Origin of the sequence: Rhodococcus sp. NPDC059969 (genome assembly GCF_042738325.1) — a bacterium.
In the GTDB taxonomy this organism is placed as follows: Bacteria; Actinomycetota; Actinomycetes; order Mycobacteriales; family Mycobacteriaceae; genus Rhodococcus_F.
Genome location: NZ_JBHWUF010000002.1, coordinates 263532 through 276691 on the forward strand (window position 1 = coordinate 263532; position 13160 = coordinate 276691).

Below are 13160 nucleotides of genomic sequence, written 5' to 3' on the forward strand. Positions count from 1 at the left end.
CATCGGATTCATGACGACGAAGGCTCCGCAGACGCAGATGGACGATCCGCTGGCTCTCGACCGGCAGGTGTGCTTTGCACTTGCGGTCGCGAACCGGGCGGTGCTCTCCGTCTACCGGCCACTGCTCGAGCCGATGGGCCTCACGCATCCCCAGTATCTGGTGATGCTGGCACTGTGGGGAAAGTCGCCGATGGCGGTCAAGGAAATCGGGCAGGCACTGCAGCTCGATTCGCCGACACTGTCGCCGCTCCTCAAGCGACTCGAGGCGTCCGGGTTGATCACGCGAACCCGTAGCCGCGCCGACGAACGTCAACTGGACGTGGACCTCACCGAGGCGGGTGTGGCGCTGCGCACGGAGGCGGAGAAGATCCCCCCGGCGGTTGTCGCGAAGCTCGGCGTGAGCCTCGCCGAACTCGAAGAACTCCACAACGTTCTGACGCGGGTCAACGAGGCCGCGCTCCGCGCCGGAGCCTTGGACCAATGAGAGAAATGTGATGACTGCATCCGAAAGAAACGTGATGACTGCGTCAGTACCGTCGATGCGTACCGAACAGGTGACTTCCGTGACTTCCAAAAAGCAACGTACGAGCCCGAATCCCCTTCAGTGGTTGGGTTATTCAGTGGGGCGCAAGCTGCCCGATTCCATGCAGGAATGGGTGCGAAACGACCTGATCGGTGACTGGGCTGTGCCGCGTCACCTGATCCGAAGCATGGTGCCGTTTATTCCAGTCTTCGCGGCCTTCATGCTCTTTCCCGGGCCGTTGGCCCTGCGGGCATCGATGGTGCTGCTCGGAGTACTTCTGGCACTGTTCTATTCGGTCTCCTACATGGCTCAGAACAGGTCGCGTCGCCTCGAGCGTCACGGTTTGCCTTCCGACCTCGAGAACCCGAAGAAGATCTCGCGCCACGACGCCGAGAAGGCCGCCTACGAGAAGCTGCACGGCGGCCCCGCGACGTAGCACCTCGGTCACATGCCGTGGAGGGCGCTGCCGCCGTTCATCTCACAGACGCGTTGCTCCACGGCCGCCGAGAAGCCGCCCACAGGCTCGGTCGAACGAAGAGCCGATGCGACATCTTGCTCGACCAGGTATCCGTTGATCGCGATTGCCGCCGTCGACCCGGCAGCGGCAGCGCCTATCACCTGAGCGCGAGGGTCGACGACGTTGCCGGCGCCCCAGACGCCTGGAACGCTGGTGGCGCCGGAAGGGTCGACAGCCACGAATCCCGTAGGGCCGGTTTTGCACCCGAGTCGCGTCAGATGCGCGTCGTTCGGAATGAAACGCGGCGCAACGAACAGTGCTGAGCGAGGGACCAATTGCCCGTTGTCGAGTTCGACGGCCTTCAGTTCGCCTCTCTCGCAGATCAATCCAGAGACTAGTCCGTCTACGACAGTCACCCCACGCGCAGCAAGTCGCGCGCGTTCGTCACGGGTGAGCGAGATGTGGTGGGGGAAGAACATCACATCCGACGACCACTGTCGGAGTAGAAACGCCTGGTGAAGTGACATCTCGCGAGCGTCGCCGCCGAGAACGCCGATCGGCTCGTCACTGATCTCGTATGCATGGCAGTACGGGCAATGGAGCACGCTCTGTCCCCAAAGCTCCTGGATACCCGGTATTTCCGGGAACGAATCCCACAAGCCCGTGGCAACGAGCAGAGTGCGGGTCTCGAGGGGTGTGCCTCCTGAAAGTTCGACGACAAAGCCGGGTTCGATACCGCGCCAGGAGACGTCGACAACGTCATCCTGTTTGAATTCCACTCCGTACGTCTGCAATTCGCTGCGCCCGACGGCGAGCAACTCACCGGGCGCCATGCCGTCTCGCGAGAGGAAGCCGTGCATGTGTGCTGCGGGCGCGTTGCGCGGTTTGCCGGAATCGATGACGGCGACCGTGCGTCGCGCACGACCCAACACCAGGGCTGCGCTGAGTCCGGCGGCGCCACCGCCGACGATCACGGCGTCGAGGATCTCTGTTTCAGTGTGTGTTCGCATGAGCACAGGTTGCCTGCGGACGCGAGGGGTTAGCAACTATTGTTGCCATTTCTGGGAATCGTCGTCAGACTCGGACCATGAATGTCAACGGTCCGCACATCGATGCCGCTATTTCGCAGATCGGCGCGCGCCTCAAACGCATTCGTACTCAGAGGAACGTCACGCTCACAGCGCTGTCCGAGTCCACCGGTATTTCGAAGAGCACTCTGTCGAGGCTCGAAGCGGGCGAGCGCCGCCCGAGTCTGGAGTTGCTGCTTCCGATCGCGCTTGCCCACCAAGTGCCGTTGGACCAACTGGTGGCGGCACCGCAGGTCGCCGATCCACGCATCCAGAGTGCGCCTCGAAGCGTCAGCGGCCGAACGGTATTGCCGTTGACTCGGCAACCGGGTGGGCTGCAGGCATTCAAGATGACCATCCCGGCAAGCCAGACGGAACCGGACCCTCAAGTGCACGACGGTTACGAATGGCTGTATGTGTTGTCGGGGAGGTTGCGGTTGGTGTTGGCCGATCACGACATCGTGATGGGCACGGGTGAAGCTGCTGAATTCGACACCCGAAACCCACATTGGTTCGGCAGTGACGGGCGCGGCCCGGTCGAGGTGCTGAGTCTGTTCGGCCCGCAAGGAGAACGCATCCACGTACGGGCCAAGCCTTCGGCGAAGTGACGGACAGTCATACTTTGTTCGATGCAGGCGGAAGCTAAGTGGACGGTGAGGGATCTGTGCGAATCGAAGTTGACGACTTGAGCCGGGATGCGGTCCGTGACTTACTGACCGAACATCTCGCCGACATGCATGCGACCTCGCCTGCGGACAGCGTTCACGCGCTGGACGTCGCAGGTCTGACGGATAGCTCCGTGACCATGTGGACGTTGTGGAGCGAAGGCGACGAGCTACTCGGTTGTGTAGCTCTGAAGGAACGGTCGTCGAGCGGTGGTGAAATCAAGTCGATGCGAACATCTTCGGCCGCTCGAGGGCGCGGAGTGGGAACGCGACTTCTTCAACACGTCGTGGACGAGTCAAGACAACGAGGCTACCGGCAACTCGAATTGGAGACCGGTACGCAAGACTTCTTCGACCCGGCACGGCGACTTTATGCAAAATTCGGGTTTGTGCCGTGTCCACCGTTCGGGAACTACCGCGAAGATCCGAACAGCGCCTTCTTTGTTCTCACGCTGTGAACAGTTCTCGCACTGTGAGCAGTCCTCACGCAATGAACATTCGGGCAGTGACGAGTCGTACTGCGCTGTCGAAGTTCATGATTGCGGTGTCGAGCACCAGCCGTTCCACGGTCCACGGTTCGTAGTCTCGATCCAGGATTTCCTGCCACGTAGGTAGTACAAGATCCGGGATGTCGACGACACGCTGCTCCGCGCGTCGGCGATGCTCGTCGGGATCCGAACAGACGACCTCGACGTTGAGCAAGCGCGCCGAATTTTGTTGTGCGGTAGCGGACCAGGCGTTTCGTGTCACCTCGACCGGGTTGACGCATTCGACCACGACCGAGAGCCCCATTCGCAATTGTTCGGCGGCGAGCGCGTACCCGATGATGTATCCAGCGGTCCCGGACGCATCAGCGATACCGCTGCCGGTCAGTGCCTGTTCGATGGTATCGATCCGCACGTAGGGAATCTGGTGATGCCGGGTAAGTGCCCGCGCGATCGTCGACTTGCCGGTGGCCGGCAAACCACCGATCACGACCAGTGTTGCGCGGGCCGACGGCTGGGGGTTGTGTCCGGCATCCACCATCCTCGAAATGTACGGGGCGTCGTCGATTTACGCCGACTCGCCCCGTACTCCTCTCAGTTCGGGATCGCGAACTCTCGAGCTTCGAATGCCAAGTCGTCGGCGGCGGATTCCATCCGAGCCGTCGCACGGTTGGGCGCTGTCAGCACTGCGACAATCGGAACTGCCAACGCCAGCAAGCCGAGAACGAAGACGGGGAAGAGGAAGGAGAACACTTCGAGCCCCTGCGGCGCCGGGGCTGCCGCGTCGTGGACAACTTCGACTGCGGCCATTCCGGTGTAGTGCATACCGACGACCGCGATACCCATGATGATTCCGGCGACAAAACGCAGAATCGTGGACTCGAGCACCATGGTGAACCACAATGCGGCGGTGCCGGCGACGACTGCGATGAGAACCGACAGTGCAACGAAGAGCAGGTCGTAGTGGATCTCGCCCTGAAAGCGCAAGGCGCGCATACCCGTGTAATGCATGATGTTCACGGCGAGACCGGTCACCAGGCCCCCGATCAGAAGCCGCGTCCAGCGGAATTCGGTCCCGATGATCAGCAGACCGACAAACACGGCACCCACCGAGATGATCGCAGAGATCACGGTCCATCCGAGGTTGTATCGAATGGGACTGCCGGGGACTGCGAAGCCGAGCATGGCGATGAAATGCATCAGCCAGATGGCGACGCCACCGATCGACAGGGCAGCCATGGCGAGCCATCGCATGCGTGTGGCGGTTGTCGTCGCCGACGCTGAATGCCTGGTGCACGCCAGGCCGACTACCGACCCGACCACGGACACGACGTAGGCGAGCCCGAGCAGCCAGATTCCCATCGAGAAATGGTGCATTTCATCCGACATGCCAGTTCCTTTCGGTGACGATTCGCATCTGGTGATTCATCTAGACGACTGCTTCGGCTGCGAGTCGTTCGAGCGAGTACTCGGTGATGGCGATCAACGCGCGTTTGGCCGATTCGCGGTTACGGGCGTCGATCTCGATCATGGGAACGCGGTTGGGCAGAGCCAACGCTTGCCGGAGATCGCTCGCCGAATGGATTGGTGCGCCGTCGAAACGGTTGACCGCCACGATGAACGGGAGCCCTCGCGCCTCGAAGAAGTCGACTGCGGCGAAGCTGTCTTCAAGGCGGCGAGTGTCGACCAGAATGACCGCACCGATCGCACCGGTGATGAGGTCGTCCCACATGAACCAGAAGCGGCGCTGCCCCGGGGTTCCGAATAGATAGAGGACCAGGTCGTCGGCAAGAGTGATTCGTCCGAAGTCCATCGCGACCGTCGTGGTGCTCTTGTCGGGAGTTGATCCGAGATTGTCGATACCGTCGCTGGCGTCGGTGACCATGGCCTCCGTGCGAAGGGGGACGATTTCGGAGACGGTCCCCACAAGCGTTGTCTTGCCAACACCGAAACCCCCGGCGATCACGATTTTGGTCGATTTCACGCGAGACGATGAGTCAGAGTGCCCGAAGTCCACTGAGGGTCCTTTCGATCAGTTCGCGTCGCTCGACTCGAGATGCGTCGCTTCGCAGAGTGGCATGTATTTCCAGTGATCCGGCTACTACGAGGTCGGCAACCAGTACCCGCACGACTCCGATCGGAACACCCAGGTGGGCAGCGATCTCGGCTATCGAGATCCGCTGCTCACACAGTGCGACAATCGACGCACGAATATCCTGCGGTGCAAGATTGTTCGAGACCACGTCTTCGATCGTCGCGATGATCGCTTCGAGCGGGAGGTCGATGGACGGCAGGGTCCGACCTTCGGTGAGCGCGTACGGCCGGACCAAGCTCGGTTCGGCGTCGTCGTACTCGGATTGGTGGTGAGGCATCGGACTCAAATACCCTGCGATGTTCGCGGAGCAATGTCCATGGTTGTCCCGACGCGATCGACGAGAGTCGCCATTTCGTAACCGATCTGGCCGATGTCGCATCCGGCAACGGCGAGGGCGGCAAGGTAAGCACCACTACCGACACCCATGAGAAGTAGGTACCCGTTCTCCATCTCGACGACGGACTGCATGACGGCCCCACCGTCGAAGAGGCGTGATGCACCCGCGGACAGGCTGGCGAGTCCGGAAGTGACAGCGGCCAATTGATCCGCCCGATCGAGCGGCAGGTGTGAGCTCGAGGCCGTCAACAACCCGTCGGCTGAGACGATGATCGCGTGACTCACACCCGGCACGTCTCGGGCAAAAGCCGAAACCAGCCAGTCGAGTGCGCGGGGAGTCTCTTGGGCTCCGACAGTGTTCACTGTTCTCCTTCATCGTTGTGCAACATCGTGGACGATTCGAAAGACTGTCCGCCATCGCGCTGATGGTCGGCGGCGTGCCGACGCCCTCGTTGTACTCCGGATTGGTAACTGCTCCAACCGCGTTGGACGTCCGCCGGATTGGATGCGTGACGCTGAGTCGAGCCGCCACCGCCGACGGCGCCAGGAACCAGCCGGGCTCCGCGGTCCCGAATGGGAAGTCCGGAATCGGCGATCTTGGTGACCGGCATTTCGAATGACGTTCGAGCAGCCACCCAGCCTTGATCGGCGTCCGTGGTCCACGAGCTGCCGGTGGAAGCCGCTGACGTCTCCGCCGTCGGATCGACAAGCCACTCCGACACCATCCGGGCAAAAATCGGCATCGTGGACGGGGCGGCGGGCGCGCCGTTCGAGTTGCCGTCGCCTGCGCTGTCAGCGCGCGCCGATGGTCGGGCAGAGAGCCCGTCACGGGTACGCGAGGAGAAGAACGCCGCAGTATTTGTCGGTGTCGGGGCTGAGAGCCGGTGCCGTGGCGGCGGAGTTGTCGACGGTTGGGGACCCACCGGAATCTCGGGACCCTTTGCCGGCGAGGTGAATTCCGGCGACGGAGCCCGAACGGGAAGGGCCGTTGGTGCGTCTGTCCCCGAGGGATCGAGCAGAGGAGCGAAGGATGACACCGACGAGGTGGGTGCCGGAGAAGCCGGAGTCGAGGTGCTGACCGCCGGTACTCCGCTGGTGCCCGGGGTGCGACGCGGTAGCCCCGAAGGTGCCGTTGCCGGCGGCGTCGACTGCGGTGTGACCGGGGCGAACGTCTCAGTCCGATCGGTGCTGTTGGCGGGCGTTCGACGCGGGAGATCAGCGAAGCTTCGGGTCGCAGGCCGCAGAGGTGCGGATTCGGTCGGGACGGGCTGTGACCATGACGGTGCCGACGGTGCCGACGGTGCCGACGGTGCAGACGTTGCGGGAGGGGGAGTCCGATCGAGCGTGGGAACGGGTCCGGTTCGCGGCGTGCGGATCTCGGGTGCCCGAGAAGAATCGAGAATCGACGTCGGTAGGAGCACCGTGGCGGTGATGCCGCTGTGTGTCGACGACGTTGCCGTCGGGCGCAGGCGCACAGAGATGTTGTAGCGACGACTGATTCGGCTCACGACGAACAAACCCATGCGACGCGCTGTATCTGCGCTCATCTCGCCGCCGGCGGCGAGGCGTTCGTTGGCATCGAGGATATCGGCAGGTGACATGCCGATACCGAGATCAGCGACCTCGACGATCATGGAGCCGTCGATGGTGCGGGCGGCGTTGATGGAGACGGTGGTCTCAGGTGGGGAGTACCGCAGCGAATTGTCGAGCAGCTCGGCGATGAGGTGAACGACGTCCGGGGCCGCATGACCGGTGACGACTCCGGGCGGAATCTGCCCGAGTTCGACGCGTCGATACTCCTCGACGCCTGACACGGCGGCGCGAAGGGTATCGCCGAGGGCGATGGGGGCGGTCCTGGCGCGGCGTACATCGGTTCCGGCGAGAACCAACAAGTTGTCACCGTTTCGGCGCATTCTCGCGGCGATATGGTCGAGGCGGAACAGATTCTCGAGGCGACGCGGGTCGTCTTCGTCCTGCTCGAGCTGTTCGATCAAACCGAGTTGCTGGTCGACGAGGGACTTGTTGCGCCTCGACAGCGTTTCGAACATGTCGTTGACCTGGCGCCGCAGGGTGGCCTGCTCGCCGGCGAGCGTGATCGCCTGACCGTGCATGTCGTCCACGGCGCGTGCGAGCTCGCCGATTTCCTCGTGGGTGCGGATCGGGACACGGGCAAAGTCGAGTTCGTCGGTACTGGCACCTGCGCGAATTCGTTCGATCGCGTCGGGAAGTCCGCGTCTCGCTGCCTGCAAGGCGGCAAATCGCAACCGGCGGATCGGATCGATGAGCGATCGGCTGATGACGAGGGCGATGGCCAGCGCCAGCAGGACCGCGCCGAGCACAATTGCGGTATCGCGAAGTGCCGCGGTTCGTGCGGCGTTGGATTCAGCGGTGACGGTATCGCCGAACTCGGTGACGGTGGTGTCAGTCAGGCTGTTGTACTGCTCGTTTCCAGATTTCAGATCGGTGCCGACGCGGCTCCCCAAGGGAGAAGTCGACGGAGTGGATCCGAGTGCGTTGATCCGGTTCTGAGCCGAGTTGCTGAGTGCCTGGACGGTGTCGTTGGTTCCGTCGATCGTGAGGATGTTGTTCAGAGCGACCAGTTCGGCGCCGGCAGCGCTGACCATCGAGGTGCGAGCCTGCTGGTCCGGATCGCCTGAGCCGAAGAGGATTCGTTGTTCGGCCAAGGCTCGTCGCGCTTCCCAGAGTGCGGACAGTCGACCACCCTGTTCACGCAGGACTGGGCGCTGAGAATGCTCGACGACGCTGGTGAAGGTGCCGGAAAGGGCTCGTGAGACCTCACCGACCCGCGAAACCAGGCGAGCGGGTGCCACCGCGCCGGCGGCGATCTCCTCGGTGATGGAACGGCTCTCGGCCAACGCCGAAGTCACTTGGTCGTTGAGGGCATCGTCGGACTGGAACGTGCGGGCGGCATCGACAAGTTGGTCCATCGCGTCGGAGACTGCTTGCGTGGCAGGAGCGGTGCCGGAGCGTGCCGATGCCGCTTCGGCGAGTTCGTACAAAGCCGATTCCAGATTGATCGCTGCTGGCACTGCGAGGGCGCGCTCGGACGAGGAACTCAGCTGCGCGGCTTCTTCGAGTTCTGTCTGAACTCGAAGGGCTCCGAGGACAACGGCGACGATCATCGGCAATGCGAGGACAGCGATGACCTTCCATCCCAGGCGCCATTCGCCGATCGACCACCAAGAGGTTGTCGTGTGTGAATCGTGTTTCATGCGGAACATGGCCCCTTCACGTCAACCCCCCGTGGGTCATTGCCCGAACCCCTTCGATCCGGTTTGACCAGAAGGAGTAGTTAGCTGAACGGTAACAGACTGTTCGCTGGCTCGCTACATTCCAGTTGTCTCAACGGATCGACCATGACTATATCGGGATTGTAAGACCAGGTGAAAGGCTAAACGGACAAGTGCGGCGAATAGGATAGCCGAGTTGTTCGATTTGGTAGCTATCTGAACTTTGGTTCGTAAGCGTGAGGGAACTCTCCGCAACGGTGTCTGACTCTGCACCGAACGTCGAGGACAGGTCCGTACGAGGCGGACCCGCGTGTCAGACTGTGGAAACCGCGCCGATGACCGAATCGAACCTTGGAGACGTAATGGGTGGACCTGCTCGCGATGCGTTGCGCGCGATCGCGGAACTGCTGGCCCCGAACAGCCCGACAGTCATCGACCGTGTGACTCTCGCAATCGACTACCCGGAACGGTATGTCGCAGTACAGAACGAGCTGTACTCACAGAAGCTCGAGAAGCCACACCCCGAATTGGCGTGGTTCGCTCTCGTCGACGCGATGCACGAACAAGAACTCCTCGTCTGGGTGGACTGGAACGAGGACGCGGGCGAGGTTCTCGGCCAGCTGCGAGAGCTGAGGTCTTCGCCCGCAATTGCGGGATCGTGGGAGTGGGCAGAGAGCCTTGCCGCTGCCTTCGATCGAGCTGCCGGACTGGAATCGCTTCTCGCGCGGGTGGGCGACAACATCGCCGGGGCAGGCGTTTCCGTGGCCTGGCTCGACAGCGACAGCGATACGTTTCTCGTTGTGCTCGTCCCGAGTGATCGAGCCGTACGACTCGTCGAACTCTCGCTGACAACCGGGCACAGCGTCCGCGTGTTCTAGTGTCTCAGCGTTTACCGAGGAGACGACGGAATCCCTCGATTCGGTCGCTCAGTCTGGGCGGCGTGCGCTCGGGATCCATCAGCGCGTTTTCAGCGAGCACGTGGTCTTCGCCGTCCACTGTGTTCCGGTCGAATTCGCGCAGACTGCGAGCGTTGGAAGACGCAAGACTGCGAACCGTCGACAACAGTGAGCGCTCACGCAATGCGTCGTCGACTTCTTCCTCGGTGACGTCGAGGTGCTCGCTGAGCAGGCGGCGCCTCAAACCGATGATCGAGGCCCGCAACTCGACGTCTGCGGCGTCGTCGGATTCGACGGCGATGTCACACTCCGTATCGAACCCCATCGAACGGTTGTTGAGGTTCGACGAACCGATTCGCAGGAGACGATCGTCCATCACGAGAACCTTGGCGTGTACGTAAATAGGTGCGCCAGAAGAGGTCACGGGATAAAACGCACCGAATCGGTTGTGGATATCGGCGGCCCACAGCAGATGCAACAGGTCGTGGCGCGCCCCGTCCATCGCCTTTTGTTCCAGCCAACCGTCGGCGTTGCGCGGAATGACCAGAACGATCTCCGGTCCGTCGTCCTCACGCAGGCGCGCGGCAATCGCCTCTGCCAGAGTGCGTGAGGCGAGGTACTGGCTTTCGATGTACAGCGTGCGCTCGGCCCCGGCGATGGCCGCGAGATACAGCGCCTCGATCTCACGCACCTCCGTGCGTTCGCCGAGCTCCGGCAATGTTCTGGCGACGGCTACGTCGACAACCCGCAAGGTGGGCGCCAGATTGACGGGCCACGGAGTCGCAGTGCTCTCGACCGGTGTGAGATCCTCGCCGGTTGCGGATTTCCAGCGTGCCCGCGCCAATTCGCCGATGGCCGCCGCCGCATTGCCGTCGACCGCCGTGGTCGCGTCATGCCAAGGGCCGTAACGCCTTCCGCTCGGCGTGATTCGGTAATCGTTTCGGTCGACGTGATCCGAGGTGTCCCAGCGGTCCACAGTCATGTCGATGCCGCCGCAGAACGCCAGGGCGTCGTCGATGACGATGATCTTCTGATGGTGCGCCGCGCCCACCGGATGGGCGCCGTCGATCTCGAACCGAAGGCGCTCGTCGGTCAACCAGTTGGACACGAAGACAGGAGTCATACCGCGGCCGATTGCGGTGAACGCCCCGATGTTCCATTTGAGTACGAGGATTTCGAGGTCGGGTTTCTCGCGGACCAGCCAGCGGAGGAACATTCCCAACCGGTTGGGGCCGTCGAGCGTCTGCTTGCCTGGTTCGAGTTTGATACGCGTGTCGAAGTCCCAGCCGATCAACATGATTCGCTTTTCGGCTTGCAACATCGCGGACTTCGCATGATGAAAGTAGTCAGCGGCGTCGACGATGCAGGCAAGATTGTCTGCCGGCTCGATGCGCCAGCAGGTTTCGCCCGGAACAAGAATTCTGTTCATTCGCCGATCCCCAGGTAAGCCGTCAGTTCGCGAGCTGCCGCTTGGCCCGCGCGGTTGGCTCCGATCGTCGAAGACGACGGACCGTATCCCACCAAGTGCACGCGAGGGTCGGCTTCGACCTGCGTGGCGAGGCGTCCTGTCATCGGGATTCCGCCACCCGGCCCTCGTAGGTGCAACGGAGCCAGGTGATCGAGCGAGCTACGAAATCCGGTGCACCACAAGATGACATCGGCATCGATAGCGGTGCCGTCGGCCCACTTCACGCCGTTCGGAAGGATTTCGGAGAACATCGGGAGTCGATTCATCACACCACGCTCACGTGCTGCCCGAATGGCAGGCGTTACGGGGAGGCCGGTGACCGAAACAACGGATCCCGGTGGCAGACCGCGTCGTACACGATCCTCGACCATGGCCACCGCAGCGCGGCCGATGTCCGGCGTGAACGGCTCGTCGCGGAACTCCGGTTCGCGGCGCGTCACCCAGGTGGTGGTCGTGACGCGTGAGATCTCGTCGAGCAGTTGGACGGCCGAGATCCCGCCGCCGACCACGACAACATGTTTGCCTTCGAACTCCGCGGCGGTTCGATAGTCCTTCGTGTGGAGCTGTCGGCCACGAAATGAATCGGCCCCAGGGTAATGGGGAATGAAGGGTCGCTCCCAGGTTCCCGTCGCGTTGATCAAGCCTCGGGCCGCGAACACTCCGTGGTCGGTCTCGATCCGCAGTCGCTCTTCCCTCGGGCACACCACTCGCGTGTGTACCGGGCGGTGGACGGGAAGTTCGAATTGCTTTTCGTACAGTTCGAAGTAGTGGGGGACAGCCACCGATGCAGGCACCTGTTGGGCGTCGGTCCCGGTGGTTTCCGCGAAAGACATTCCCGGGAGGTCATGCACACCGTTGACGGTGCTCAGTGTCAGGCTCGGCCAACGGAACTGCCACGCTCCGCCCGGACCGGACGCATGATCGAGCACCACGAACCCCGATTCGGGTGCGATTCCGAACTTGCGCAGGTAGTACGCGGCGGAGAGTCCGGCCTGTCCTGCGCCGATCACCACCACGTCAACCGGGTGTGGTTGCTGTGCGGCAAGGTCGTCTGTACTCATCGGTAATCTAACCTCCTGATGTACAGAACTTAGCTGCAGAGAAGTATGCGGACGGTATCGGCGCCTCGGAACATCCCTGTGTCGAGCCTTCCAGAAACGAAAGAGAGCGGACATGATCGGGTTCTCCCGTGACGGCAACGTCGTGACCATCGAGTTGCAGCGTCACGAGCGTCGTAATGCGCTCAGCGCGGAACTCTGCATCGCGATACGGGACGCGATGAATGCGGCAGTCGCCGAGCATGCGCACGTCGTCGTCATCACCGGTGAGGGATCGGCGTTCTGTGCAGGGGCAGACCTCTCCGGTGACGTCTACATGGAGGGCTTCACCGACCGCCTGTTCGAGATGCTTCGGTCGATCGACACTGCGCCCATCCCGGTCATCGCCGCCGTCAACGGTCCGGCCATCGGCGCGGGTACGCAGTTGGCCATCGCGTCGGATCTGCGCGTCGTAGCACCGAGCGCTCGCTTCGGAATCCCGGCAGCCACCCTCGGTGTCTCGGTGGACAAGTGGACGATGCGCCGGCTCGCGTCGCTGGTCGGCGGCGGTCCGGCGCGCACCATCCTGCTCGGCATCGAGCAGATCGGCGCCGAGGAAGCCTTCACCCGCGGCCTCGCCAACAAGATCGGAACCCTCGCCGACGCTCAGGAATGGGCACACCGCATCGCGAATCTCGCACCGCTGTCCTTGCGGCACATGAAGATGGTCCTCAACGACGACGGCACCATGGAGGAGCAGTCTCCCGAGCAACTCGACGCCCTTCACGCCGCCTGGCTCAGCGAGGATGTCCAGGAAGCCCGCGCCGCCCGCATCGAAAACCGCCCTCCCGTATTCAAGGGAAAGTAAAGCCAGTTGCAG

Annotated in this window: 15 protein-coding genes; 6 read left to right on the plus strand and 9 right to left on the minus strand. The window is 62.6% G+C overall.

Annotated elements, in window-relative coordinates:
- Positions 1-10 precede the first annotated feature (10 nt).
- Together ACFWAD_RS10180 and ACFWAD_RS10185 are read left to right on the plus strand one after the other, a co-directional pair.
- Entirely contained in the window at positions 11-484 is a 474-nt protein-coding gene (locus ACFWAD_RS10180; protein ID WP_378446301.1) for a MarR family winged helix-turn-helix transcriptional regulator, read from the plus strand.
- A gap of 55 nt (positions 485-539) precedes the next feature.
- Positions 540-959, plus strand: a complete 420-nt coding sequence (locus ACFWAD_RS10185) for a DUF5313 family protein (RefSeq protein ID WP_378543847.1) — start codon at positions 540-542, stop codon at positions 957-959.
- Between the two features lie 8 nt (positions 960-967).
- Here ACFWAD_RS10185 and ACFWAD_RS10190 read toward each other — a convergent pair whose 3' ends face one another.
- Entirely contained in the window at positions 968-1996 is a 1029-nt protein-coding gene (locus ACFWAD_RS10190; protein WP_378543309.1) for an NAD(P)/FAD-dependent oxidoreductase, read from the minus strand.
- A 71-nt stretch (positions 1997-2067) separates the two neighbouring features.
- Here ACFWAD_RS10190 and ACFWAD_RS10195 point away from each other — a divergent pair, with 71 nt between their 5' ends.
- Positions 2068-2655 carry a helix-turn-helix domain-containing protein gene (locus ACFWAD_RS10195; protein WP_037128769.1) on the plus strand — a complete coding sequence of 196 codons (588 nt, stop codon included), beginning with the start codon at positions 2068-2070 and terminating at the stop codon, positions 2653-2655.
- Between the two features lie 56 nt (positions 2656-2711).
- Positions 2712-3170, plus strand: a complete 459-nt coding sequence (locus ACFWAD_RS10200; RefSeq protein WP_378543311.1) for a GNAT family N-acetyltransferase — start codon at positions 2712-2714, stop codon at positions 3168-3170.
- A gap of 25 nt (positions 3171-3195) precedes the next feature.
- Here the strand turns inward: ACFWAD_RS10200 and ACFWAD_RS10205 are convergent, their stop codons facing one another.
- The 6 genes from ACFWAD_RS10205 to ACFWAD_RS10230 are packed head-to-tail and all read right to left on the minus strand — an operon-like array spanning position 3196 to position 8861.
- Positions 3196-3738, minus strand: coding sequence for an AAA family ATPase (locus tag ACFWAD_RS10205; protein ID WP_378543313.1), 543 nt, complete (start codon positions 3736-3738; stop codon positions 3196-3198).
- 53 nt (positions 3739-3791) lie between these two features.
- Complete coding sequence (locus ACFWAD_RS10210) at positions 3792-4586, minus strand: MHYT domain-containing protein (protein WP_378532406.1); 795 nt, start codon at positions 4584-4586, stop codon at positions 3792-3794.
- Positions 4587-4626: 40 nt separating this feature from the next.
- Positions 4627-5214, minus strand: a complete 588-nt coding sequence (locus ACFWAD_RS10215; RefSeq protein WP_378446307.1) for an ATP/GTP-binding protein — start codon at positions 5212-5214, stop codon at positions 4627-4629.
- Positions 5195-5569, minus strand: coding sequence for a DUF742 domain-containing protein (locus ACFWAD_RS10220; protein ID WP_019744850.1), 375 nt, complete (start codon positions 5567-5569; stop codon positions 5195-5197). Before ACFWAD_RS10220 ends, ACFWAD_RS10215 begins: the two co-directional genes overlap by 20 nt.
- Before the next feature lie 5 nt (positions 5570-5574).
- A complete protein-coding gene (locus ACFWAD_RS10225; RefSeq protein ID WP_378543315.1) occupies positions 5575-5991 on the minus strand; it encodes a roadblock/LC7 domain-containing protein in 417 nt (138 codons plus the stop codon).
- Complete coding sequence (locus ACFWAD_RS10230; protein WP_378543317.1) at positions 5988-8861, minus strand: ATP-binding protein; 2874 nt, start codon at positions 8859-8861, stop codon at positions 5988-5990. The genes ACFWAD_RS10225 and ACFWAD_RS10230 overlap by 4 nt, the downstream gene beginning before the upstream one ends.
- A gap of 353 nt (positions 8862-9214) precedes the next feature.
- Here ACFWAD_RS10230 and ACFWAD_RS10235 point away from each other — a divergent pair, with 353 nt between their 5' ends.
- Positions 9215-9757: a hypothetical protein gene (locus ACFWAD_RS10235; protein WP_378543319.1), complete on the plus strand. Its 543-nt coding sequence runs from the start codon at positions 9215-9217 to the stop codon at positions 9755-9757.
- Positions 9758-9761: 4 nt separating this feature from the next.
- Here the strand turns inward: ACFWAD_RS10235 and ACFWAD_RS10240 are convergent, their stop codons facing one another.
- Both ACFWAD_RS10240 and ACFWAD_RS10245 read right to left on the minus strand, forming a co-directional pair.
- Positions 9762-11204, minus strand: coding sequence for a phospholipase D-like domain-containing protein (locus ACFWAD_RS10240; RefSeq protein ID WP_378543321.1), 1443 nt, complete (start codon positions 11202-11204; stop codon positions 9762-9764).
- Positions 11201-12304, minus strand: a complete 1104-nt coding sequence (locus ACFWAD_RS10245) for an NAD(P)-binding domain-containing protein (RefSeq protein WP_378543323.1) — start codon at positions 12302-12304, stop codon at positions 11201-11203. Before ACFWAD_RS10245 ends, ACFWAD_RS10240 begins: the two co-directional genes overlap by 4 nt.
- Before the next feature lie 112 nt (positions 12305-12416).
- Here ACFWAD_RS10245 and ACFWAD_RS10250 point away from each other — a divergent pair, with 112 nt between their 5' ends.
- Complete coding sequence (locus ACFWAD_RS10250; RefSeq protein ID WP_378446313.1) at positions 12417-13148, plus strand: enoyl-CoA hydratase; 732 nt, start codon at positions 12417-12419, stop codon at positions 13146-13148.
- Positions 13149-13160: the final 12 nt, after the last annotated feature.